The 24,134-nt window shown below is 62.6% G+C and carries 20 protein-coding genes; 7 read left to right on the forward strand and 13 right to left on the reverse strand.

All coding sequences use genetic code 11. The annotated features are described in order from the left end of the window. Positions 1-96 precede the first annotated feature (96 nt). From BN1137_RS20230 to BN1137_RS20240, 3 genes are all read right to left on the reverse strand, one after another. Entirely contained in the window at positions 97-507 is a 411-nt protein-coding gene (locus tag BN1137_RS20230) for a VOC family protein (protein WP_050720310.1), read from the reverse strand. A 145-nt stretch (positions 508-652) separates the two neighbouring features. Continuing rightward, entirely contained in the window at positions 653-1,933 is a 1,281-nt protein-coding gene (locus BN1137_RS20235; protein WP_050720311.1) for a diguanylate cyclase domain-containing protein, read from the reverse strand. 236 nt (positions 1,934-2,169) lie between these two features. Next, a complete protein-coding gene (locus BN1137_RS20240; protein WP_050720312.1) occupies positions 2,170-3,813 on the reverse strand; it encodes a sigma-54-dependent Fis family transcriptional regulator in 1,644 nt (547 codons plus the stop codon). Positions 3,814-4,048: 235 nt separating this feature from the next. Between BN1137_RS20240 and exaC the strand changes: the two genes are divergently transcribed. Continuing rightward, positions 4,049-5,566, forward strand: a complete 1,518-nt coding sequence (exaC, locus tag BN1137_RS20245) for an acetaldehyde dehydrogenase ExaC (protein ID WP_050720313.1) — start codon at positions 4,049-4,051, stop codon at positions 5,564-5,566. 100 nt (positions 5,567-5,666) lie between these two features. On the opposite strand, the gene BN1137_RS20250 is transcribed toward exaC, so the two are convergent. After that, positions 5,667-6,458, reverse strand: a complete 792-nt coding sequence (locus BN1137_RS20250) for an AraC family transcriptional regulator (RefSeq protein ID WP_050720314.1) — start codon at positions 6,456-6,458, stop codon at positions 5,667-5,669. Positions 6,459-6,695: 237 nt separating this feature from the next. Between BN1137_RS20250 and BN1137_RS20255 the strand changes: the two genes are divergently transcribed. Beyond that, on the forward strand, positions 6,696-7,595 hold the full coding sequence (locus BN1137_RS20255; RefSeq protein WP_050720315.1) for a DMT family transporter: 900 nt from the start codon (positions 6,696-6,698) through the stop codon (positions 7,593-7,595). A 127-nt stretch (positions 7,596-7,722) separates the two neighbouring features. Here the strand turns inward: BN1137_RS20255 and BN1137_RS20260 are convergent, their stop codons facing one another. The 4 genes from BN1137_RS20260 to BN1137_RS20275 are packed head-to-tail and all read right to left on the reverse strand — an operon-like array spanning position 7,723 to position 12,873. After that, on the reverse strand, positions 7,723-8,415 hold the full coding sequence (locus tag BN1137_RS20260; protein WP_050720316.1) for a response regulator: 693 nt from the start codon (positions 8,413-8,415) through the stop codon (positions 7,723-7,725). A gap of 3 nt (positions 8,416-8,418) precedes the next feature. Then, on the reverse strand, positions 8,419-9,984 hold the full coding sequence (locus tag BN1137_RS20265) for an ATP-binding protein (protein WP_050720317.1): 1,566 nt from the start codon (positions 9,982-9,984) through the stop codon (positions 8,419-8,421). Positions 9,985-10,001: 17 nt separating this feature from the next. Next, the gene (gene maeA / locus BN1137_RS20270) at positions 10,002-11,552 is read right to left on the reverse strand and encodes an oxaloacetate-decarboxylating malate dehydrogenase (RefSeq protein WP_050720318.1); all 1,551 of its coding nucleotides are present in this window, start codon (positions 11,550-11,552) and stop codon (positions 10,002-10,004) included. Between the two features lie 10 nt (positions 11,553-11,562). Continuing rightward, on the reverse strand, positions 11,563-12,873 hold the full coding sequence (locus BN1137_RS20275; protein ID WP_050720319.1) for a 2-hydroxycarboxylate transporter family protein: 1,311 nt from the start codon (positions 12,871-12,873) through the stop codon (positions 11,563-11,565). A 279-nt stretch (positions 12,874-13,152) separates the two neighbouring features. Here BN1137_RS20275 and slyA point away from each other — a divergent pair, with 279 nt between their 5' ends. The 4 genes from slyA to BN1137_RS20295 all read left to right on the forward strand — a co-directional run bounded on the left by slyA (position 13,153) and on the right by BN1137_RS20295 (position 16,267). Beyond that, positions 13,153-13,626 (forward strand): transcriptional regulator SlyA, encoded by a 474-nt coding sequence (gene slyA / locus BN1137_RS20280; RefSeq protein ID WP_050720320.1) that lies wholly within the window; start codon positions 13,153-13,155, stop codon positions 13,624-13,626. A 1-nt stretch (position 13,627) separates the two neighbouring features. Continuing rightward, positions 13,628-14,683 carry an HlyD family secretion protein gene (locus BN1137_RS20285; RefSeq protein ID WP_050720321.1) on the forward strand — a complete coding sequence of 352 codons (1,056 nt, stop codon included), beginning with the start codon at positions 13,628-13,630 and terminating at the stop codon, positions 14,681-14,683. Between the two features lie 10 nt (positions 14,684-14,693). After that, complete coding sequence (locus tag BN1137_RS20290) at positions 14,694-15,722, forward strand: DUF2955 domain-containing protein (RefSeq protein WP_050720322.1); 1,029 nt, start codon at positions 14,694-14,696, stop codon at positions 15,720-15,722. Positions 15,723-15,907: 185 nt separating this feature from the next. After that, positions 15,908-16,267 (forward strand): MliC family protein, encoded by a 360-nt coding sequence (locus tag BN1137_RS20295; RefSeq protein WP_050720323.1) that lies wholly within the window; start codon positions 15,908-15,910, stop codon positions 16,265-16,267. A 95-nt stretch (positions 16,268-16,362) separates the two neighbouring features. On the opposite strand, the gene BN1137_RS22135 is transcribed toward BN1137_RS20295, so the two are convergent. The 3 genes from BN1137_RS22135 to nrdD all read right to left on the reverse strand — a co-directional run bounded on the left by BN1137_RS22135 (position 16,363) and on the right by nrdD (position 19,434). Next, positions 16,363-16,533, reverse strand: a complete 171-nt coding sequence (locus BN1137_RS22135; protein ID WP_041993510.1) for a YqaE/Pmp3 family membrane protein — start codon at positions 16,531-16,533, stop codon at positions 16,363-16,365. A 62-nt stretch (positions 16,534-16,595) separates the two neighbouring features. After that, the gene (gene nrdG / locus BN1137_RS20300; protein ID WP_050720324.1) at positions 16,596-17,105 is read right to left on the reverse strand and encodes an anaerobic ribonucleoside-triphosphate reductase-activating protein; all 510 of its coding nucleotides are present in this window, start codon (positions 17,103-17,105) and stop codon (positions 16,596-16,598) included. A gap of 211 nt (positions 17,106-17,316) precedes the next feature. Beyond that, a complete protein-coding gene (gene nrdD, locus BN1137_RS20305) occupies positions 17,317-19,434 on the reverse strand; it encodes an anaerobic ribonucleoside-triphosphate reductase (protein ID WP_050720325.1) in 2,118 nt (705 codons plus the stop codon). A gap of 432 nt (positions 19,435-19,866) precedes the next feature. Here nrdD and BN1137_RS20310 point away from each other — a divergent pair, with 432 nt between their 5' ends. Then, positions 19,867-20,841, forward strand: a complete 975-nt coding sequence (locus BN1137_RS20310; RefSeq protein WP_050720326.1) for an ABC transporter substrate-binding protein — start codon at positions 19,867-19,869, stop codon at positions 20,839-20,841. Positions 20,842-20,899: 58 nt separating this feature from the next. Here the strand turns inward: BN1137_RS20310 and ligA are convergent, their stop codons facing one another. Both ligA and zipA read right to left on the reverse strand, forming a co-directional pair. Continuing rightward, a complete protein-coding gene (ligA, locus tag BN1137_RS20315; protein WP_050720327.1) occupies positions 20,900-22,906 on the reverse strand; it encodes an NAD-dependent DNA ligase LigA in 2,007 nt (668 codons plus the stop codon). A 100-nt stretch (positions 22,907-23,006) separates the two neighbouring features. Further along, the gene (zipA, locus tag BN1137_RS20320) at positions 23,007-24,122 is read right to left on the reverse strand and encodes a cell division protein ZipA (protein WP_050720328.1); all 1,116 of its coding nucleotides are present in this window, start codon (positions 24,120-24,122) and stop codon (positions 23,007-23,009) included. Positions 24,123-24,134 lie beyond the last annotated feature (12 nt).

Genomic DNA, 24,134 nt, shown 5'->3' on the forward strand with positions numbered 1-24,134 from the left:
TCTCTCTCCTCTGTGAAGATGGGTGCGCCAATTATTAGAACTTTCTGTGACACTTTTATGACTTTATGACAGGCGGGATAATAAACGTTTTCAGTTTCAGTTGGCAGCGGTGCGTTGCAGCAGGTCCCAGCGATTGCCACTGATGTCCTCAAACACCACGACTGTGCCGTAAGACTCGACGCGGGGCTGTTCACAAAAGTGCACACCATAGGCCTGCATGCGGTGGTAATCGCCCCAGAAATCGTCGGTTTCGAGGAACAGGAAGACCCGGCCGCCGCCCTGCTGACCGATGGCGGCCTGCTGCTCGGGATTGGCGGCGCGAGCCAGCAGCAGGGCCGATCCCGGGGCGCCTTGCGGGGCAACCAGCACCCAGCGTTTGCCCGGTTTGCCCGGTTCGTCGAGCTGGCTGTTTTCCAGCAAGGCAAAGCCGAGCCCCTGGGTGAAGAAGGCGATGGCTTCGTCATAATCGGCCACCAGCAGGGTCAGGGCGCCAAGGTGTTGCGGCATAATGATGCTTCCTTATGGGATGAGGAGCAGGCGACGAGCGCCCGAATTGCGGCGCAGCATAACGGGCTTTGACCCGCCGATGCCAGCATTGAACCCTGCACGCCGCTATTGAAATGGAGCTCTTGCTGTCGCCGCGCCTTCGCCGCTACTCCACTTCGACCCGGTTACGCCCCTGCTTCTTGGCCTGATAGAGCGCCTCATCGGCCCGTTTAAGCACCCTCTCCAGTGGATCGCCCCGTCGCTCCGCCACCCCGAACGAGGCGGTGATCTTGAGCCCTAGCGGCCAGTCTGGATACTGTTCCAGCGCCTGCCGGATGCGCTCGGCCAGCGCCTCGGCCCTCGCCTGCTCGTAATGCAGACAGACCAGCACGAACTCCTCCCCGCCCCAGCGCACCAGCCGGCAGAGCGCATCACAATGACGCAGCACCTCGCTCACCATGTGCTTGAGCACCTCGTCCCCCATGGGATGACCGTGGGCATCGTTGACGCGCTTGAAGTGGTCGATGTCGATGTAGACGAAGGAGAGCGGCATCTCGCCAAGCTCGCTGAGCAACTTCTCGCCGCCGAGTCGGTTGAGGGCCCCGGTCAGGGGATCGTAGCGGGCCTCCTCCTCGGTGCGGCGGTTCTGTTCACACAGACTCTGGCTCAGCGCCTCGGCCGCCCGCCGCGCCGCCTTGGCCTTGCGCAACTTGTCGCCGATCAGCAGGTACTGCATCAAAAACAGCAGCACCCCGTAAGTCAGCCAGCCCATCAGCAGGTAACGATAGAAATCCCCCGGCTTGCTCCAGCGGCCATAGAATTCCAGTTGTTCCAGTTCAAGCTGATAGTCCCCCGGCCGCATCCTGTCGCCGGAGGCAAACTCGATGGCATAGACATGTCGCAGATCCGGCCCCTGCTGCGCCAGCGGGATATTGTACTGCTGCACCCACCAGGAGCTGGGAGCGAACACATCCAGCGCCACGTCCTGCACCGTGTTGTAGTCATTGGGACGAAACATCACTTCGTTGAATTTATGGGAGATATCATCCCCCGGCTTTGAATAGCTGGGATCGTAGTTGCGCAAGAACAGCCGCCAGATCTGGGGCTTTCCCTCCTCGGCCCTGAGCTTGATCCGCATGCCATCGAAGTGGGACAGGTCTATTCCCCGTTCGGGCTCGGTCAGGGTCAAGATCATCTCGCAAAAGGGGAACTCGTAGCCTGTTCGCAGTTTGCAGTCGATGGCAGGCTTGCGATCATCGGCGACCAGGGTCGTGACCGAACGCCCGCCCTGAACGCGATCATCCTGCGCCCTGGCGGACATCTCGGCCGTGGCCAGTATGTTCAACCGGCGCTCGGGCCCGAACTCAAATAGCAGGATCGCCAGCAAACTGATGGCCAACAAAAACCAGAACAGCCAATTGGTCACACGAGAATAGGAAGGGATCATCGACATCACACCTAAACAAGAGCTTTGACTCTACACCCTGTTATCCGGAGCCAACCTGATCCAGATCCAAAGGTGTTATTACACGCGCCTCAAATACGCCTTTAACTGCTGGCTCAGCCAGCGCTCAACATCATCCATCCGTTCACGATAGAGCACTCCATGCCATGGAAAAATAACGAAAAAAAGGTGTTCGAACGACTCATACTACACAAGCAAAATACAAAGTGACAGAGGCCTCAATCCCCTTCTTTCAACACCCGATAGAGGGTAGTCCGACTAATGCCAAGGCGCCGCGCCGCCTCGCTCACATTACCAGCGCATGCCACCAGCGTCTGTTGCACCCGCAGCCGGTTTTGCGCTCTCAGAGTGGTGACGCCCTCCCCCAGGGCCGGGAAGTGAAAGGCGGGTTGCCCCTCGGGCAGATGCAGGTGGGCGGGCCCTATCCAGCCCTGTCCCTCCGCCAGCACGCAGGCCACCTCCAGCACCTGCTTGAGCTGGCGCACGTTGCCGGGCAGCGGATGCGCAAGCAGTTGCTGCTCTGCCTCAGCAGTCAGGCGCAGCGCCGGGTCCATCTCCGCAAGCAGACGCTGCATCAACACCTGCCGCTCGGCCAGCGGCCGCTCTCGCAGCGGTGCCAACGATTGGCGCCAACCGCAGATGCGGTAATAGAGATCCTCGCGAAAGGTGCCGGCCTGCACCATGGCAGCCAGATCCCGGTGGCTGGCGCTGACCAGCCAGAAATCCACAGCTTCAGCCTTGTGGCTGCCGACCGGGGTGACGGCCCGCTCCTGCAACACCCGCAGTAACCGGGTCTGGGCCAGCAGCGGTAATTCACCAATCTCATCGAGCATCAGGATGCCGCCGTGGGCCGCCCGCAAGTAGCCCTGACTGCCCTGGCTGCGGGCACCGCTAAAGGCGCCACCCACATAGCCAAACAGCTCGGCTTCCACCAGATCCGCCGGCAGGGCGCCGCAGTTGACGCACACCAGCGGTTGCGCCTGCCGGCTCGACTGGCGATGCAGCGCCCGCACCAGATGCTCCTTGCCACTGCCGGTCTCCCCCTCGACGAGTAAAGAAATGCCCCGCTCCAGCATCTTGAGAGACACAGGTATCGCCACTTGGCGAGCCGATGCCAAAGGCTCTGGCACCAAGTGCAGACCACGGCGCTCACGCAGCAGTTGCCGCCCATTGAAGGGATACTGGCCGAGCCAGAGACGCCCGGTCCGGTTGGCGCCGAGCAATTTCCCCGCCTCCCCCAGCAGCAACCGAGCCGACCAGAGGCTCTGGGGCTCCAGATCCACCAGCCAGCCCGGTTGGCGAGCCAAAAAGGCATTCTCGAGGGTCATGGCCAGCAGCCGTACCGTGCCCAGCATGTCGCCGCCGTGATGGGCCGCATCGGTGGAGATGTCGAGCACCCCAAGCAGGCTGCCATCTGGGCCGAGCAGCGGGCTGGCGCTGCAGCTGAGAAAACTGTGTTGGGCGAAGAAGTGCTGGGCGCCGAGCACCTGCACCTCGCTCAGTTCGGCCAGCGCGGTGCCGATGGCGTTGGTACCCTTGCTCGCCTCCCCCCAGCGGGCGCCGCTGCGCAGGAAGATACGCTCGGCGTGACGGGCGAAGCCATCATCGCCACTGGCCGCCAGGATGGCCCCCTCGGCGTCGCAGAGCAGCAGCCGGCAGGGCCGCCCGGCCAGCAGCTGGGCAAACAGCGGCAGCACGAAACGCTGGAAACAGGCGATGAGCTCGCGGCTCGCCTCCAGCCGGGCCGACAACTCTCCCTGGGGCAGCAAGTCCAGCTCGGCGCTCTGCTGACGGCTGAGCCCCTGATGCAGACAGCGCTGCCACGAGCGTTGTATGGGGCTGGATACGGGGTGTTCGCTCATCGGGCCTCCTGTTCAAAAAGGGCACAGCTGTTCGGGCACTTGTCCAGAAACGGTACAGTCAGCACTGCGCAATCGGGCTCATTGGTTAATCAAGATACGATGCTACACCCCATTTGATAACGTTTTTGTAACTTTTTATGACTCATCAGACCCGCTGGCACGCCCCTTGCGATAGCCGGTGGCACAGTGACGATCCGCTCTCGCAGACCCCAAGACCACACATAAGGATAATGAGATGATTTATACCGCTCCCGGCCAGGCAGGCGCTCTGGTCAGCTTCAAGTCCCGTTACGACAACTTCATCGGTGGCGACTGGGTGGCACCCCGCGCCGGGCGTTACTTCGAAAACATCTCCCCCGTGGATGGCCGGGTGTTCTGCGAGGTGGCCCGCTCCGATGCCGCCGACATCGAGCTAGCGCTGGATGCCGCCCACAAGGCCTTCGCCAGCTGGAGCAAGACCAGCGTCACCGAGCGCAGCAACCTGCTGCTGCGCATCGCCGATCGCATCGAGCAAAACATAGAACGGCTCGCCGTCGCCGAGACCTGGGAGAACGGCAAGGCGGTGCGCGAGACCCTGGCCGCCGACCTGCCGCTGGTGGTGGATCACTTCCGCTACTTCGCTGGCTGCATCCGCGCCCAGGAGGGCTCAGCCGCCGAGCTGGATCAAAACACCGTGAGCTACCACTTCAAGGAGCCCATCGGCGTGGTCGGCCAGATCATCCCCTGGAACTTCCCGCTGCTGATGGCGACCTGGAAGCTAGCCCCCGTGCTCGCAGCCGGTTGCTGTAGCGTGCTCAAGCCCGCCGAGCAGACCCCGGTCACCATCATGTTGTTGATGGATCTCATCAAGGATCTGCTGCCCCCTGGCGTGGTCAATGTGGTCAATGGTTTTGGCAACGAGGCCGGTCAGGCCCTCGCCACCAGCGATCGGATCCAGAAGCTCGCCTTCACCGGTTCGACTGAAATTGGCGCCCATATACTGCGCTGCGCCGCCGACAAGATGATCCCCTCCACCGTGGAGCTGGGCGGCAAGTCCCCCAACATCTACTTCGCCGACGTGATGCAGCACGAGAGCCAGTACATCGACAAGGCGGTGGAGGGTATGCTGATGACCTTCTTCAATCAGGGGGAGGTGTGCACCTGCCCCTCCCGCGCCCTGGTGCAAGAAAGTATTTATGATGACTTTATGGAGCGGGTGCTGGCCCGTGCCCACACCATAGTGCAGGGCAACCCCCTCGACACTGCGACTCAGGTGGGGGCCCAGGTCTCCCGCGAGCAGTACGACAAGATCCTGAGCTACATGGAGATTGGTCGTGGCGAGGGGGCAAAGATGCTGATCGGCGGCAACGCCGCCAAAGTGAGCGGGCTGGAGGGGGGCTTCTACATCCAGCCCACCATCTTCCACGGCCAGAACAAGATGCGGGTGTTCCAGGAGGAGATCTTCGGCCCGGCGCTCGGGGTCACCACCTTCAAGAACGAGGCGGAGGCACTGGCGATTGCCAACGACACCCAGTATGGCCTCGGTGCGGGGCTCTGGACCCGGGACAGCAACTTGGCCTGGCGCATGGGCCGTGGCATCCAGGCCGGCCGGGTCTGGATCAACTGCTATCACGCCTATCCGGCCCACGCGGCCTTCGGCGGCTACAAGAAGTCGGGGATAGGCCGCGAGACCCACAAGATGATGCTGGATCACTACCAGAACACCAAAAACCTGCTGGTAAGCCACGACATCAACCCGCTCGGCTTCTTCTGATTACAAACGGAGAGGCACATAGCCAGAGGGCGCCTAGCAGGCTCCCTCTTTTTATTCGTTTAATCCCGCTGGCCGCTTTTGCCGTGCGGCCTGCCTGCGTTTAGCTGCCCGGGTGGGCCAGCTGCTGGCGGTAGCGCTGGGGAGAGCAGCCGAGCTCCCGGTTGAACATGGCGATAAAGGCGGAGGTGGAGCCGTAGCCGAGGCGCCAGCCAATTTCTTGAATGGGCAACTCCCCCTTGAGCCAGGCCAGCGCCTTCAATAGCCGCAGCCGCCCCCGCCACTGACCGAAATTCATCCCCAATTCCCGCACGCAGCGCCGGGCCAGGGTGCGCTCGGTGCTGTGCAGCTGCTCGGCCCACTGGGCCAGGGTGCGCGGATCGGCGGGGTCACTGCGCAGGGCCGCCAGCATGGGAGCCAGCAGCTTGTCCTGACTCATGGGCAGATAGCTCTCCTGGCAGCGGGTGTGGGCGAGTTTTTCCACCAGCAGCTCGGCCTGCCGCTGGTCCCACTCATCCTGCATGTGGCCGAGTCGCCGTTCGCAAAAATCCGTCAGCATGGCGCGAATGAGCGGCGTCATCTCCAGCAGCCTGGGCTCGCTGGGCAGCCTGGCGGCCAGGGCATGATTGACGTAGATGGAGGTGTAGGCCAGCGCCTGCTGGTTGTAGGAGGCGTGCTCCAGGTTGGCGGGCACCCAGATGAGGTAATCCGCCGGCGCCACCAGCCGCTGCTCGTCCAGCACGATCTCCATCACCCCGAGGCTTATCATGCTGAGCTGGCCCCAGGGGTGGCTGTGGGGGGCACAGGCGCTGTCGGCCTGGATCTGCTGATAGCGCAGGTAGAGCGGATTGGGCTCCGGCAGCTCCAGATCCCGCGGGTGATAGTGGTGCGCCATCAATCTTGCCTCTGGTTGGGAAAATGACCCGCGCTCCCGCCGATGCGGATGCCATCCCTGTTGGATGGCACTGGCAGAGCAGACGGGACGAGCCCCGTTTCGCAGCTGGCCTCTGCCTCTGACACAGAGGAGCTTGGACATGGGTTGTCCTTTCTGCGGGATAGATTGTCAGTTTTACGTTACTTCACAATAGAAAGACAGGGGTAGACTACCAACCTGACATTAAAGGAGTCATCCATGCGTCTCTTCTCCCCCCTCCTGTTTCCCCTGATGGCGGTGCTGATCTGGGCCACCAACACCGTGGTCTCCAAGGCCGCGGCCGGCGTGGTCGACCCCGCCGCCATCTCGTTTTATCGCTGGGTGCTCGCCGCCCTGGCCCTGTCGCCGTTCTGCCTGCCGCAGCTTTGGCGCCGCCGCGCCGAGTTTCGTCCCTGGCTCGGCAAGCTGCTGGTGCTCTCCCTGCTCGGCATGGTGCTCTATCAGTGCCTGGCCTACTACGCCGCCCACAGCACCTCGGCCACCAACATGGGGGTGATAGGCTCCCTGCTGCCGCTGCTGACCCTGCTGATCGGCGCCGGCTTCTTCGGCCAGAAGCCCGGCAAGCAGGCGCTGGTGGGCATGAGCGTCTCCCTGTTCGGGGTGTTCTGGCTGCTGAGCCAGGGCCAGCCACTGGCGCTGCTCCACAACGGCATCAACCCCGGGGATGGCATGATGCTGCTGGGGGCGGCCAGTTATGCGCTCTATGGCCTGTTGATCCGCCGCTGGCAGCTGCCGTTCGGCCCCTGGCTCAACCTCTATGTGCAGATCCTGCTGGCGGTGCTGCTGCTCGTCCCGGTCGCCTTCAGCGCAGATTCGCTGGTAGTGCCGCGGGAGGGCTGGAGCATGGTGCTGTTCGCCGGGCTCGCCTCCTCCCTGCTGGCGGCCTACTGCTGGATGCGTGGCCTCGCCAGCCTCGGGGCGGAGCGCACCTCGGTGTTTATGAACCTGATCCCGCTGTTCACCGCCATGATCGCCGTCACCAGCCTGGGGGAACCCATCCACGGCTATCATTTGCTCGGCGGCGGCCTCATTCTCGGCGGTGTCATGTGCTCCCAGATCAAGATGAGGCGGCGAACTCCTCTATTGGAGGAAGCTTAAGCAGCAGAAGTGGAATGAATTTCCATAAAAATCGATAGGGTACGCTGCCAGATAGCGCTAAAAACAACGAGGGAGCCTGGGCTCCCTCGTTGTTTTTACTCCTGTGACCGCGACTCGCTTTTGCGACTCAGCCGCTGCGGCGCCAGTGATAACGCCGCTCCGGTCGGCCGCGCTGGCCGTAGTTGAGATCCACATCCAGCTTGTCCTCGGACTCCAGAAACTCCAGATAGCGGCGCGCCGTGGTACGACTCAAGGAGAGGCGCAGCGCCACCGTGTCGGTGGAAAACGCCGTGTCCGGCTCCCCGGCCAGCAACTCCAGCACCTGGCGCAGGGTGATGGCGTCGATGCCCTTGGGGGTATCGCGCACCTCCCTCGACTGAATGCGGCCCTTGCCCATCAGCCGATCCAGATCGCTCTGCTCCAGCAGGCCACGCTCGCACAGGCGGCGATGCAGGGTCAGGATCTCATCCAGGCTCTGCTGGATGCGAAACAGCCGCAGCGGCTTGATGATGTAGTCCTGCACCCCGAGATTCAGAGCCTGCTGTATGGTCTCCACGTCACAAGACGCGGTGACCATCACCACGAACACCTCGCGGTTGTGGTTGCGCAGCCGGTTCACCCACTCCAGCCCGGAGCCATCGGGCAGGGAGATGTCGACGATCAGCAGTTGAGGTTCGGTGGCGCGCAGCATGAGATCGGCCTGGGCCAGGCTCTCGGCCCGCCCCAGCAGGGAGTAACCCGCGTTCGAGGAGACCAGCTCGCCAAGGATGGCCCCGATCCGCTCGTCGTCCTCGATAATAAGCGTGAAAATTGGCTTCATGACTCACACCAATTGGTTTTTATTCAAATAGATACCGAACAATGTGGTCTGTTCGGCGGTGCGTCGCCATTCTATCACACCCCCACGGCGGGCCACGGTCTTCTTGACCAGAAAGAGACCTACGCCATGATCTCCGGTCTGGCGACTGATGCCGTAGTCAAACAGATGGTCCGCCAGCGCCTCGTCCACCCCCACGCCACTGTCCTCCACCTCGATCACCAGCCGCCGGCCGAAATCGTCGATGGAGAGCAGCACCCTGGGAGGACAATGCTCGCGATTCGCCCAGGCTGCGCGCAGGCCGTTGTCCAGCAGGTTGCCGATGCAGGTAATGAGGTCCGCCGACACCTCGGCCGGGTACTCCCCGAGCGCAGAGCCGGGATCCAGCACCAGCTCGACCCCAAGCTCCCGCGCCCGACTGAACTTGCCGAGGATGAGCCCGGCCACCGGCTTGTTCTCGATGGCCCGCAGCAAGTCCTGCAGCATGTTCTGGCAGGCCTCGTTCTCCTGCTGGATGAGCTCCACCGCCTCGTCCACGTGGCCGAGTTGCAGCAGACCGGAGAGGCTGCCCAGCTTGTTGGCAAACTCGTGGGTCTGGATGCGCAGCATCTCGGCGTACTGGCGCAGGTGAGTCACCTGCATGCCGAGGCTGCCGGTGCCATCCGGTCGGCTGAAGATGAGCATACGCCCGGGCTCGCGGCCGCTGAGCTCCTGCCAGTGGCCGACGAAGTCCTCCCCCTGCACGGTGAAGTGCACCCCGCCCTGCTGACTCAGGGCTGGCAACAGGCTGGGGGCCAGCTCGGCGAGGGATTGCCCCAGCAGGGCATGGCGGCCGGTGCCTGGCAGCCGCAGCTGATAGAAGGCCGCGCTGTTGAGCATCTTGATCCTGTGCTGGCCATCGAGGGCCACTATCCCCTCCGAGATCCCCTCCAGCACCAGATCCTGCTGGGCGAAGCGGTTGACTATGGTCTCCGGCTCCAGATCCAGCAGGGTGCGCTTCAGCCGGTGCTGCAGCCAGAATGCCAGCAGCAGGCCACAGCCCAGCACGGCGCCGATGGCGCTGATGAGCAGGGCGATGCGCTCCAGATAGATACCCTCCACCGTCTGCATCAGGTAGCCGACCACCACGGCGCCGATGGTGCGCCCATCCGCCCCGACCACGGGGGAGAAACAGCGAATGGACGGCCCCAGCGTGCCCACATCCTTGGAGCAGTAGCTGCGCCGCTCCTGAATGGCCGGCCAGATATCCTCCCCACGGAAGGTCTGGCCCACCAGCTCCGGTGAGGGGTGGCTGAGGCGGCGGGCATGCTCGTCGGTCACCACCATGTAAGCGGCATCGGTGCGCTTGCAGATCCCCTGCACATAGTCCCGCAGGCCCGGATCCTTACCCAGCTGCAGGGCCTGCACCACCCGGGTATCTGCCGCCAGCACCCGCGCCAGATCGCTGCCCTTCTCCTCCAGGCTGTTCTCCAGCAGGTGGCGAATGAAGAGGGCGAGCAGCCCGCCCAGGATCAGGACCAACAGCAGCGACATGCCGAGAGAGAGGGTGACCAGTTGGTGGCGCAGTTTCATCGATTAACCTTGCAGACTCAGGGGACGGACCAATAGTGAGGGCGCCACCAGGTCTGGTCAATCAGCGGCGCAGGATCCCCCATAAAATCGGCCAATCCTTCCTCGCGAGCGCAGAGCGCCACCGCCCTGGCCACGGCGCGGGCCACCTCCCCCACCTGCTCGATGGGAGGCAGCAGTCGGCCCTCGGCCAGAGGGTAAGCGCCCACCGCCCGCACCGCCGCCTGCAACATGCCATCGCTGATGCGGCGCGCCTTGACGGCGCAGGCGCCGAGGCCGATACCGGGGAAGACGTAGACGTTGTTGCACTGGGAGACCACCCGCGCCTCCCCCGCGACAACCACCGGGGCAAAGGGGCTACCGGTGGCGAGCAAGGCACGCCCAACCGTGGCCTGCCACACCTCGGCCGGGGTCGCCTCGGCGCTGCGGGTCGGGTTGGAGAGCGGCAGGATCACCGGTCGCTCGCACACCTCCCCCATGGCGCTGAGCACCGCATCGGTGAAGAGGCCACCCTGGCCGCTCACCCCTATCAACACCCCTGGCCGCAGCCGCTGAATAAGCTCTGGCAGGGACAGGCACGCTTCCTCCGGCGCCCTGGCGAAGGGCTGCTGAGAGGGGGTCAGATTGAGGCGATCCCGGCACACCAGGCCGTCTTGATCAAACAGCTGAACCAGCTCAGGGCTGCCCGCCAGCTGGGCCAGCATGGCGGCGATGCCGCAGCCCGCGGAGCCCGCGCCGACGATCAACACAGGGGTCTCGGCAAGCGTGCTGCCCGCCTGCTGCAAGCCCGCCAGCACGCAAGCCGACGCCACCGCCGCCGTGCCCTGAATGTCGTCGTTGAACATGCAGAGCTGGTCCCGATAGCGGGCCAAGAGGTTAGCGGCGTGCTTGCCGGCGAAGTCCTCGAATTGCAGCACCACCTGAGGCCAGCGTTTGTGAATGGCCACCACCACCTTGTCCATGAAGCGGTAATAGGGTTCGCCGTCCACCCGCGGCGCCTGCCAGCCGAGGTAGGAGTCATCTTCCAAGAGTTCCGGGTTGTTGGTGCCCACGTCCACGCACAGCGGCAGAGTGCGCGCCGGGTTGATGCCACCGGCAGCCGAGTAAAGCGCCAGCTTGCCGATGCAGATCCCCATGCCGCCGATGCCGAGATCGCCGAGCCCCAGCACCCGCTCACCATCGGAGATGACGATGACATCCACCTCCTGCTCCACGGTCGCGAAGATGTCGTCGAGATCGTCCCTGTCGTGCCAGGAGAGGTAGAGGCCGTGGCTTCGCAGGTAGAGATCGCTGTGGCGTTGGCAGGCCTCCCCCACCACCGGGGTGTAGATAATGGGCAACAGCTCCGGCAGGTGGTGGCGCACCAGATCGTAAAACAGCACAGGGTTGTCCTCCTGCAGCTGGCGCAGCAGCAGGTGTTGATCGAACGGGCTCTGCATAGCAGACACCAGTCGATAGATGCGGCGGCGCTGCTGGGAGAGAGATTCCTCCTTGTGGGGCATGCGCCCCATCAGCCCCTGACGCTTGCGTTCGGCATAGGGCAAACTGGTGCCCATCATGATGTCGTTCATAGTCGATTCCTTATGCCAGCAGCGAGATGAGCAGGGTGGCCAGGATCAACATGACGGCCCCCCCGAGACGAGAGGAGATCTGGGCGAACGGCATCAGCTTCATGCGCTGGGCCGCCGACAACACAGCCACATCGCCGGTGCCCCCCATGTTGGCCATACACAGGCCGCCGGTGATGGCTGCCTCGATGGGATAGAAACCAATCATGCGTCCGACGATGGCTGCCCCCAGGGCGCCGCCAATGACGGTGGTCAGCACCATGATGAAATAGTTGATGGAGAAGGCGCCGATGAGCTCGGGGATGCTGGTGTAGGCGACCCCTATGCCCACCAGCAGGGAGGGGGTGAGGTTGCTCACCACGAACTGGTACCAGTCGGCGGCGGCCTGCTCGTAGCGACGGGGCAACACGCCGCTCACCTTGATGATGGCAACCGCCAGGATCATCAGGGCGAAGGGGTGCATGGGGATGAAGTTACCGAGCAGGGAGCCGATGACAAACATGCTGGAGCTGATGAAGAGGCCGAGCCCCAGGCTCTCCAGCGTCGGTGCCTGCACCTTCTCCTCGGCCACGCTCTCGGCGCCCTCTTTGATCATCAGCTTGCCGTTGCCGGTCAGGGAGGGGTAACGACGGCCGAGGCGGGCCAGCATGGTGCCCACCAGAATGGCCAGGGTGTTGGCGATAACCACCGCCGGTACCATGCGTGACAGCAAGTCGGCGCTGGACATCTGCAAGGGGCCGGAGAGGATCTCCACCAGCGGCACGGCGCCGGCGCCCATGCCACCGCCCATGATGGGCAGGCCGATGAGCAGCACCGCATTCTTGAAGCCGTATCCCAGCAGGGATCCCACCAGACCGACGCTGAGCAGCGCCAGGGCCACGCCCCCCAGGATCACCGGTAGGTAGCGCATGGCGGCATTCTTGAGCAGGGAGCCGCTCATGCCGAACACAGATCCTGTCACCAGACTGGCGATGAAGAAGTTGAGGAAGCCCCCCTCCTTCATGAAGCCGGTGATGACCTGGCCTGCCGCCGTCGGCATGAGTCCGTATTCGAACATGGCCGCGCCACCGAAGATGGCGAGTATGGTGCCGCCCCCCAGGTATTCACGGATGGGGGTGATGCGCTCGCCGAGCTCGGTCAGCAGGGTGCCGAGCACGAACATCAGCGCCAGCGCCCCGACCATGCCGAGCGGCAGGGAGCCGTTCCAGCCGGAGAACAGCACGCAGGTGGCGAGCCCGAGGAAGATCATCATGGGCATGCCGGCAATCTGTTGGTCGCTCCAGGCGGCCTTCGCTTGTACTTGGGGGGTAGAGAGGTTTTTCATTGTTATGCTCCAGCGTGTGGTGTGGCGCTACTCTAGTGATCCCCCTCGGCGCTGTCGGTTAGCGGGCTTACAAAGCCATATAAAAACATTGAAACCTTAAGCACCATCTCCACTTGATGCTGCAAAGCAGGCCCCATCAAGTAGCTCCTGCTCCGCCTAATTCCCGCCCGGTTAACACACTCTTTCCACCATTACTTGAACGTGAGATGTATCACACTATTTACTTAGCCTGCGAAATAAATATAATGCTTAGCAGGCTAAGTAAGTGAGGTGTCAGTCATGGAAAGAGATCTGGATATATTGCGGGAGTTATCCCTCGCCGAGCGGCTGGGGCGACTGCATCGATTGTGGCGCACCGTGGCCGATCTCGAACTGGCGCCCCTTGGCCTGACTCACCCGCGCTGGACCGCGCTGTGGAAGCTCTGCCAGCGCGGCGGCCGTCTCGGCCAGAAGGCGCTGGCCGAGGCCCTCGAGATCGAGTTGCCTTCGCTGATGCGCACCCTGGGTCAGCTGGAAGAACAGGGGCTTATCGAGCGCCACTGCTGCAGCCAGGACAAGCGGGCCCGCATCGTCACCCTGACGCCCGCCGGCCAGGCGCTGCTCGATCAGATCGAGGATCGCATCATGGTGATCCGCCGGGAGCTGCTCACCGGCATCAGCCCGCAAGAGCTGGCGCAATTTGAAGATATCGTCCACCGCATCAGCGCCAACGCCCTTGGCAAGATCGCCGACCAGAATGAAGAGAGAGGATAAGATGACCCCGGATCAACAATTCAAACGCTGGATCAAGTGGGCCATCGCATGCTTCACCCTGGTATTCGGCTACTTCCTGCTGGCCGACATCAAGATGCCGCTGACGCCGCAAGCCATGGCCACCCGGGTGGTCACCAAGATGGCGCCTCAGGTCAGCGGCAAGGTGACCTCGGTGGCGGTGACCAACAATCAGCACGTCAAACAGGGCGATCTGCTATTCGTGCTGGATCCCGCTCCCTTCGAACTCGCGGTTGAGCAAGCCCGGCTCGCTCTGGATCAGGCCGAGCAGCAGAATCGCCAGCTGGATGCGACCTTGAGCGCCGTCTCGGCCGAGTACAGCTCGCTACAGACCCAAACCGCCCAGAAACGGCGGGAAGCGGCACGGATCGATGCCCTCTATGGCCGCCACATGGTGTCAGAGCAGCAGAAAGACGATGCGGACAGCGCCGCCCGCACCGCCCAGGCCAATCTGCTGGCGAGCCAGGCTCGCATGGAGCAGGCCAGGGTCAACCGGGGATTGTCCGGTGACGACAACCTGCTGCTGCGCCAGGCTCGCAATCGCCTCGCCCAGGCCGAGCTCAACCTGACCTACAGCCAGGTGCATGCGAGCCAGGATGGCATCATCACCAACCTGCAGCTCAAACCGGGCAGCGTGGCCACGGCGGGCGCCCCCCTGCTGGCGCTGGTCTCCGAGCAAGTGGACGTGATCGCCGATTTTCGCGAGAAGAGCCTGCGCCATGTCAGCACCGGCAGCCAGGCCCTGATCGCCTTCGACGGCGAGCCCGGTCGGCTCTACCCCGCTCGCGTCTCCAGCCTGGATGCCGGGGTCAGCGCCGGCCAGTTCGATGCCAATGGCCTGCTGGCCAATCCCATCGAGTCGGATCGCTGGGTGCGCGATGCCCAGCGTCTGCGCCTGCATCTGGCGCTGGAGCAGTTGCCCGCCCACCTGCCGGCCGGGGCCCGCGCCACCGTCCAGCTGCTGCCGGACAATGCGCTAAGCGCTCTGTTTGCACGCGGACAGATCCGCCTGCTCAGCCTGCTGCACTACATCTACTGAGATGGCTGCCATGAACCTGTGGCATAGGGCCCTCACCGCCAACGAACTGCGCCAATGCCTGCGCATCGCCTTTGGCTGCACCCTGGGGTTCTTGCTCTGCAAGATGTTTGGCTGGAACTACGGGGTCTTCTTCACCGTCACCCCCATGCTGCTGCTCGGCATGGTGCCGGTGATGAACGGCCACGCCGCTCGCCAGCTCATCGCCGCCGCAGTGATGTGCGGGCTGGAGGTCGGTCTGCTGGGGGGTCTGTTTGGCGGCCATCCCGGTCTGATGATCCCCCTCGTCTTCCTGCTGTTCCTCTATCGCTTCGCCGCCATGTCCCGTGGCAGCCTGTTCCTGTTCGGCGCCAACGGGGTGCTGAGTCTCAGCATCATGCTGCACTTTGCCAGCTACCCCGAGACCGACTTGAACGATCTTATCTTCAGCAACCTGTGGGCCAGCGTGCTGTCCGTGCTCATCGCCTATCTGATGACGGCCCTGCTGCCGGACGTCGAGCCGCGTCCCAAACCGGCCGCCTCCCCCAAGGCGCCGCACCGGATGCGCCACGAGGCGCTGCTCGGCGCCAGCATCGCCACCCTGTCGTTCATGGTGTTCCAGCTGTTCGATCTGCGTGACTCCATGTCGGCCCAGGCGACTACATTGCTGGTGTTGTTCCCCATGCATTGGGATGGGGCGCTGAGCTATGCCCGCAAGCGGGCCATGGGCACCCTGCTGGGGGTGAGTTTTGGCATCCTCGGCCAGCTGGTGCTCTATGACTGGTCCGGTCAGCTCGTGCTGGTCACTCCCCTGCTCTGGCTCGGGGCCATGCTGTTCAGCTACGCCCACGTGAAGGAGGCCAGTGGCTCCGGGGTCGGTTTCGGCGCCCTCACCACCCTCGGCATCCTGTTTGGCCAGTATCTGACGCCGGGCAACGATCTGGTGTTCAGTGCCCTCTACCGGGTCAGCAGCATCCTGTTTGCCATCGTCGTCACCCTGCTGGCCTGCTACCTCATTCACCGTCTGCTCAACCGCTTCGAGGCGACCCGCTTCGGCTACTGAACACTTTTTCCAATGGCTCATGGATGTGCTGTCTTTCGCCCCGATATGCCTACCGGGGCGTTTTTTTGTCCATGCACAGTCCGCTCGGCTGGGACCTATCCCGACGCACCGTTGCCAGCAGAGCATTGCACCCCTCGCTCAAGCTGTTAGGCTCAAGTCCATATGACACCGATGGAGCATCCAACATGAAACACGCCAATCTACTCCTGCTCAGCCTGGGCGCCCTGACCCTGCTCAGCGGCTGCGAACGCAGCGCTGGCAGCCTGGCCGTGACCGGCGGTGATCCGGTCACCTATCTGTGCGAACAGAACAAGAAGGTCCAGGTGAGCTACTTCTCGCTCTCGGATCAGAGCCTCAACTTCATCAAGCTGGCCCTGCCAAACGGCAAGGATTACACCCTGCCACAGGCCGTCTCCGCCTCCGGTGCCCGCTATACCGATGACCATGAGGTCGTCTGGTGGAACAAGGGCAATGAGGGTTTCGTGGAGATGCGCGATCAGAACGGCGAGTGGCAGAGCCTCTACAACGGCTGCAAGCAGCAGTAAATGGTTATTCCCCATAAACAAACACCCCGGCCAGGCCGGGGTATTTGTCATGAAAAAGGCCAACCCAGGGGTTGGCCTTTTTTTGCATCTAGGGTTCAGGCGCGCTTGTCGGTGACCACCAGCCAGAGTGCATGTACCATGCCGGGCAGACCGCCGAGCAGGGTCAGCACTATGTTGATCAGAAAATGCAGGCTGAAGCCGACCTGGATAAAGGCGCACACCGGGGGCAGGAAGATCGCCAGCAGGATCTTGAGCAGGTTGTTCATCTCGGTTCCTCGTTAAAGATGTTGCAGAACAGGGGATGGGCTAACCATAAACAGCCTTGGCCTCAACTGCAAACCAGACAGGGGATCCGCTCCCCATTATTTCGCCAGCCATTGAGGTCATGGATCTGCTGATTGCTGCTGCCGCGCCACAGCAAACCGGGATCCGCCAGCCCCTTCTCGAACTTGCCGTCCACCAGCACGTCCAATAAGGCCACCAGTTCGCGCTGGGCGACACTGAGCTCTCCTAGCAGATAACCGGTCCAGCACCAGATGTCTTTACCGGGGCACTCGGCCCGCACCCGTTGCACCAGCGCCAGCACAAAGGGCACGTTGGCAGGATGCAGCGGATCGCCACCGGAGAGCGACAGGCCCCGCCGCTTGATGCGGCTGTCATTGAGATCCCTGATGATGCGATCGCTCATGGCGGCATCGAACGGTTTGCCACCGTCGAGCCGCCAGGTGGCCTGGTTGTAGCAACCGGGACACTGGTGTTCGCAGCCCGCCACAAACAGGGTGGCACGGGTGCCAGGGCCGTTGATCACATCGACCGGGTAGTACTGGTGGTAATGCATCTTATCTCTCTGTTGCTGCACCTCATCCCCAGCCCTTCTCCCGCAAGGGGAGAAGGGGGCAGATCGGCGTTCTACGGATAAAGCCGAGCTCACTTGCCGATCTTGCTGGCTTAGTTACCTGTACAAGCAGCTACCGTCACTCTTCGGCGTCAACAGCACCTCGATCGGTTCCCTCTTCCCTTGGGAGAGGGTCAGGGTGAGGGATGTTGGCTTACATATGCTTGACCCGGCGTTTGACCTCTTCCTGCTTGCCCGCGTTGAAGGGGCGTGCATCCGGGCTGCCGAGGTAGCCGCACACCCGACGGGTCACCGACACCTTGGCCGGGTCATGGTTGCCACAGCGCGGACAGGTGAAGCCCTTGGAGGTGCATTCGAACTCGCCGGTGAAACCGCAGTCGTAGCACTCGTCGATGGGGGTGTTGGTACCGTAGTAGGGCACCTTGTCGTAGCTGTAGTCCCAGACGTTCTCCAGCGCCTCCAGGTTATGCTGAAGGTTCGGATATTCGCCGTAGCAGATGAAGCCGCCGCTGGCGATGGGCGGATAAGGCGCCTCGAAGTCCAATTTGTCGTAGGGGTTTACTTGCTTCTCCACGTCCAGGTGGAAGCTGTTGGTGTAGTAACCCTTGTCGGTCACCCCGGCCACCACCCCAAACTCCTTGGCGTCGATGCGGCAGAAGCGGGTGCAGAGGTTCTCGCTCGGGGTGGAGTAGAGACTGAAGCCATAACCGGTTTCGGTCTTCCACTCGTCGGTCGCGGCCTTGAGCCGGGCGATGATGGCGATGGCCTTCTGGCGCAACACTTCGCTGTCGAACAGATGGACGTCGGTGCCAAACAGGGCGTTGATGGTCTCGTGCACCCCTATGTAGCCAAGGGAAATGGAGGCGCGGCCGTTCTTGAAGATCTCGCTGACGTTGTCGTCGGCCTTCAGCCGCACCCCGCAAGCCCCTTCCATGTAAAGAATAGGGGCTACCCGTGCCTTGACCCCATCGAGTCGCTCGATGCGATACATCAGCGCCTGCTTGGCAACGCGCAGCGCCGCATCCAGCTTGTCCCAGAAGTCCGCCTCATCGCGGGATTTTAAGGCGATACGCGGCAGGTTGAGGCTCACCACCCCGATGTTGTTGCGTCCCTCGTGGACCAGCTCACCGTTTTCCTCGTAGGCACCGAGGAAGGAGCGACAGCCCATGGGGGTCTTGAAGGAGCCGGTCACCTTGACCACCTGGTCGTAGTTGAGGATGTCCGGGTACATCCGCTTGGTGGCACACTCCAGCGCCAGCTGCTTGATGTCGTAGTTGGGATCCCCGACCTTGTGGTTGAGGCCATCCTTGATCGCAAACACCAGTTTCGGGAACACGGCCGTCTTCTTGTTTTTACCAAGGCCGGCGATGCGGTTGCCGAGGATGGCGCGCTGGATCAGACGGGATTCCCAGCTGTCCCCCAGACCGAAACCAAAGGTGACAAAGGGCGTCTGGCCGTTGGCGGTGTGCAGGGTGTTGACCTCGTATTCCAGCGACTGGAAGGCATCGTGGCACTCCTTCTCGGTACGGGCCATGGCGTAGGCATCCACGTCTGCGATGCCCCACTCCTCGGCCACTTCCCGGTGCTTCTGCCAGCTGATGGTCACATAGGGGGCCAGCACCTCGTCGATGCGGTTGATGGTGGTGCCACCGTAGATGTGGCTCGCCACTTGGGCGATGATCTGGGCGGTCACTGCGGTGGCGGTGCTGATGGATTTGGGGGTATCTATCTCCGCATTACCCATCTTGAAGCCGTGGGTCAGCATGCCTTGCAAGTCGATCAGCATGCAGTTGAACATGGGGAAGAAGGGGGAATAGTCGAGATCGTGGAAGTGCAGATCGCCACTCTCATGCGCCTGCACCACTTCGCGCGGCAACATGTGACTGGTGGCGTAGTGCTTGGCGACGATGCCAGCCAGCAGGTCACGCTGGGTCGGGATCACCTTGGAATCCTTGTTGGCATTCTCATTGAGCAGCGCCGCATTGGTCTGCTCCACCAGGCCTCGGATCTCCTGGGCCAGGCGGCCACGGGCCTCGCGGGCCTGATCCCGGTCGTGACGATACTCGATGTAGGCACGGGCAATGACCTTGTCGTCGGAGGCCATCAGATGGTTCTCGACCCGGTTCTGGATCTCGTGGATGTCCACCTCGCCTCGCCCTTCCAGCTCCAGACTGACGGCGGTGGCAACCCGCGCACCCAGCACCGGATTGGCCTGGCCGACCGCAGCCGCCGCCCGGCTCACCGCCTCGGCAATTAGCTGGGCATTGAATGGTGCGCGGCATCCATCACGTTTGATCACAACCGGTTTCATGCGTTTTCCCCGTTTAAAAGGCCAGGCTATCGGCCTCGGCTTACCCTTGTTTGGTCACCTTCTCCACGCCCAGTCCCCGGCGCAAATAAACTCAGCCGAGGCTTGACAAGCCAAGGCTGACGATGAGAAGGAAACAGCTTGCACACAGCTTAACAACACAATATATGGGTGTTTTTATTAACTTAGACCCTATATGTGGTGCCTATTAGGCACCAAAGCGAAGTCATATTTCTTGATCCAGGACAGGTTTTGGGAGGAGTGGCGCAGTTCACAACCAGCACCAAAAGAGACCACTCAACGCTATCCCAGACGGGGGGCGGGCTGACGCCAAATCAGGACATCCGAAGATGCGCCGCAATCCTCCGACAACAATTGACGAAGGCATGCTTTGGATAAAACGCACATAATGGGTGCAGTGTTCGACCAAGGAAAATGAACATGACCAAGGTGTTGTTACTGCTGGCACTGCTCCCTGTTCGGCTCTGGGCCGTCGAGATCCTGGTGATCAGCAGCTATCACCCGGCCAACCTGTGGGATCAGAGCTACAACGCCAGCCTGCAGGAGCATCTCAAGGGGAATAACCACCTCAGTCATTTCTACCTGGATACCAAGCGCCAGCCCCGTACTGAACTCAACCGGATTGCCGAGCGGGCGATGGGGGTCTATCGGCAGACCAAACCGGATCTGGTGGTGCTCGGCGACGACAACGCCATCAACACCCTCGCCAAACCGATAGCCGCGCTGGGCACTCCGGTGGTGTTTCTCGGCATGAACGAGAACCCGCGGCGCAGCGGGCTGGTTGGCCAGCCCAGGATCACCGGCGTGCTGGAGCGGCCGCTGCTCAAGCGCAACATCAGCGAGATGAGCCAGCTGATGGGGGGGCTCGACAAGGCGCTGGTGCTGTTTGATGAGAGCGACGTGTCGCGTATCGCCATCGAAGATGAGTTCAACACTCCTGATGAGCAACGGGTCGGCCAGACCCGGGTCAACAGCCAGCAGATCGGGGACTATCGACGCTGGCAAGAGGTCGTGCTGGCCAGCCGGCAGAACGGCTACGGGGCGCTCTTCATCGGTCTCTATCACACTCTGGTGGATGAGCAAGGCGCCCATGTGAGCGAGCAGCAGGTGATCGAATGGACCAGCCAGCACAGCCCGGTACCGCTGTTCTCGTTCTGGGAGTTCTCGGTCGGTAAAGGCCGCGCCATCGGCGGTCTGGTGCTCAATGGCCATGCCCAAGGAGAAAAAGCCGCCGAGCTGGTCAATGCCATCCTGGCGGGCACCTCTCCGGGCGCCCTCTCCCCACGCGCGGCCATGCGCGGGGAGTATGTGTTCAGCCGGGGCGAGCTGGCACGCTGGCAACTCCAGCTCCCTCCCAAATGGCAAGCCAAGGCGCAGTGGCACGACTGAGCCCAGAAACAACAAACCCGGCCATCAGCCGGGTTTGTTGTTTCTAACGTTTTGTGACTCAGGACGAAAGCGCCGCCTGCAGTTCCTCTTCGGTCCAGATGGTGATACCGAGCTCCTGCGCCTTGGCCAACTTGGAGCCGGCCGCCTCTCCCGCGACCAGCACATCCGTCTTGGCGGAGACAGATCCCGCCACCTTGGCTCCTAACGCCTGCAACGCCGCCTTGGCATCATTGCGTGAGAGCTGGGTGAGGGTACCGGTCAGCACGAAGGTCTTGCCGGCGAATGGCTGTTCGGCGGCTTCCTTCTTCTCGATGGCCGGCCAGTGAATACCGGCCGCCAGCAAGGCGTCAAGCACCTCGATGTTGTGAGGCTGGCGCAGGAAGTAGTAGACGTGCTTGGCCACCACCTCTCCCACATCTGCCACCGTCAGCAACTGCTCCACGGTCGCGGCACGCAGCGCATCCAGGGTCAGGAAGTGGTTGGCAAGATTGAGCGCCGTCGCCTCACCCACTTCACGAATGCCGAGCGCAAACAGGAAGCGCGGCAAGGTGGTGCTGCGCGCAGCATCGATGGCCGCCACCAGGTTGAGCGCAGATTTCGGCCCCATTCGCTCCAACCCCGCCAGCTGAATGGCAGTCAGGCTGAACAGATCCGCCGGCGTCTTCACCAGTCCCTTGTCCACCAACTGCTCCACTATCTTGTCGCCAAGGCCATCCACGTCCATGGCACGGCGAGCGGCGAAGTGCTTGATCGCCTCCTTGCGCTGCGCCTCGCAGAACAGACCACCGGAGCAACGAGTCACTGCCTCCCCTTCCAGCCGCTCCAGCGCCGAACCACAGACCGGACACTGGGTGGGGAACAGGATGGCGCGGGCGTCGCTTGGGCGCTGGGCCTCCACCACCGCCGCTATCTGCGGGATCACGTCCCCCGCCCGGCGCACGATCACGGTATCGCCGATCATGACGCCGAGGCGCGCGATTTCATCGGCATTGTGCAGGGTGGCGTTGGAGACGGTGACACCGCCGACGAATACGGGTTTCAACTTGGCCACCGGGGTCACGGCGCCGGTGCGACCGACCTGGAATTCGACGTTCTCCAGCAGGGTCATCTCCTCCTCTGCCGGGAACTTGTGAGCCGTGGCCCAGCGTGGCGCCCGCGCCACGAAGCCCAGCTCCTGCTGCAGCGCGATGTCGTCAACCTTGTAGACCACGCCGTCAATCTCGTAGGGCAGATCTCCACGACGGGCCAGGATGTCGTCATGGAAGGCCTGGCAACCGGCAGCGCCCTCTTTCAATTTCACTTCGGCGCTCATGGGCAGCCCCCACTCCTTGAGCTGGCACAACCGCCCGAAGTGGGAATCCCCCAACTCGTCGCCACCGACCCCGACGCCATAGGCGTAAAAACTCAGGGGACGGCTGGCGGTGATGCGGGAGTCGAGCTGACGCAGGCTGCCTGCCGCGGCGTTGCGCGGATTGACGAACACCTTCTCACCGGCGGCCAGCGCTTTTGCATTCATCGCCTCGAAGCCGGCCTTGGGCATGAACACCTCGCCCCGCACTTCCAGCCGTGCGGGCCAACCGCTGCCACGCAATACGAGCGGGATGGCCTTGATGGTGCGCACATTGTCGGTGATCTCCTCCCCGGTGGTGCCATCGCCCCGGGTTGCCGCCTGCACCAGCTGGCCTTCTACATAGAGCAGGCTGACCGCCAAGCCATCGAGCTTGGGTTCGCAGCAGAGCTTGAATTCGACCTGCCGCTTGAGGCGATCGCGCATGCGCTGCTCGAAGGCCTGCAACTCCTCGGCGCTGAACACGTTGTCCAGACTCAGCATGGGGATCTCGTGGCGCACCTGCTTAAAGGCAGAGAGCGGTTGACCGCCGACTCGGACGCTGGGGGACGCCGGGGTTTTCAGTTCGGGATGCTCGGCTTCCAGTGCGATCAGTTCACGCATCAGCCGATCATATTCGGCGTCAGGCACTGTGGGATTGTCCAGCACATAGTACTGATGTCCGTATTCGGTAAGCAGTTCACACAGCTGACGGTGACGGGAGAGGATGTCGCTCATGGAGAAGTCTCGAACTGTGGTTGGAATAATAAGTTAACCGCACAAATAAAAATGCGGTACCCAGGTACCGCATTTTTGATGTCATCGACCCGAGGATGCCTTAGTCGCGGCTGGCCTCGTAGGCGGCCAACTCATTGCGGTAACGGGCAATGGACTCGTCGCTCAGGGGGCTGCGATCCGCATCGGTCAGCATGGCGTCGAGGTCACTTGCCAGCTGATCCGCCGCCTGCAACATGTGCTCGAAGGCAAAGGCGGCGTTGCTGCGCAGGGGCAACTGCATGAACAGAGAAACACCCGGGGTGCTGAACTGTTCCATGCGGTACGGATTGAAGGTGCCCGGCTTGACCATGTTGATCATGGAGAACAGCACTTCACCCTTGCCACCCAAGTCCTCGTGACGGTGGAAGATATCCATCTCGCCAAACTTGAAGCCCAGCGTCAGCAGGGAAGAGAGCAGGGTAGCCCCCTGCAGATCGTGACCGGGGCGCGCCATCAGATTGATGACATAGACATCCTGCCAGATCTTCTCGACCGGCGGCAGTTCCTGCACGGGAGCGGCCATAACCGGCTCGTCATCATAATCCGGCTCCTGATAGACAGGCTCGGGCGCCACATAACGGGGTTTGTGTTCGGGGGCAGGCTCACGGGCACCGAAGGTTGGCGCTGTCGCGTAGGCAGGCTCCACCAACGGCTCTTCGTCCAGCGGCTGCAACATGGGCTCGCGCTGAGGACGGGAACGGTGCACCGGGGTACGACGGATCACCTGAGCAGGCTTGCGCACCGGGGCGGCAGGGGCTTCCTCTATGGTTTCGGCGATCGGCTCTTCGTACTCTTCCTCGTCGTCTTCATAGACGGGAGCTGGCGCCACCGGACGGGCGGCAGGCTTGCGCACCACGGGGGGGGGCAGCTCGTCTTCCTCGTCTTCGTCATCGAAGGCGGGGACGACAGCACGGCGAGTGGCTTCCGGCTGGCGAGCCTCGTCGTGGTGCAGCTTGGGCTCGGCACGACGCCCGCCGCTGACCACGCGAACCTGGCCGATGCCATCGCTGTCGAATGCTTCGCTGTCACGCTCTCGTGACTTGGATTCCATCCGACCCAGAGGTTTCTCTTTGATCGGAACCTGACGGTTTTTCCTGTTGCTCCACAACCCGTGAATGAGCAATGCCGCGATGGCAATACCGCCCAGGGCAACCAAGATGTAACGCAATTCCTGCATTAGCTGCTTCTC

The organism is Aeromonas tecta, from assembly GCF_000820185.1.
GTDB classification, from domain to species: domain Bacteria; phylum Pseudomonadota; class Gammaproteobacteria; order Enterobacterales; family Aeromonadaceae; genus Aeromonas; species Aeromonas tecta.